Annotated in this window: 1 pseudogene; it reads right to left on the reverse strand. The window is 42.0% G+C overall.

Going from position 1 to position 374, the window contains the following annotated elements:
- Positions 1-141: 141 nt before the first annotated feature.
- A pseudogene (locus tag D0T60_RS18520) lies at positions 142-225 on the reverse strand (methylmalonyl-CoA mutase family protein); the annotation flags it as partial.
- Between the last annotated feature and the right edge of the window lie 149 nt (positions 226-374).

Raw genomic sequence — 374 nt, forward strand, 5'->3', positions numbered from 1 at the left:
GATAAGATTTGCCAGGCTACCTAACAATGGAATCTGAACAGCAAAGATAGGGATTGTCATAAGCCCTTTCTCAATGACTTCGCTGAGAACAAAATTTGCGCAATTCAGACGAATGCACTACATTTGCAACACGTTTTATCTGTCACCTACTACGCGTTCGTGGTCGGGGTCGTATCCGCGGTGAGTAGCCAAGTCGAATGCTACAGACAGACCTTTTTGTCCGGGAAGCACCATATAGTAAAGATTATCAATACGCCCAACTGCTGTTATGTAATTAGAGTAAACGCTTATAACGCCTATTATTGGAATAAATATGAAACTAAGAATAACCCTATTATTAACCCTCTTCCTGCCTGCCTTGTGCTTGTTTGCTC

Origin of the sequence: Bacteroides sp. 224, from assembly GCF_010500995.1 — a bacterium.
Taxonomy (GTDB): Bacteria; Bacteroidota; Bacteroidia; order Bacteroidales; family Bacteroidaceae; genus Bacteroides.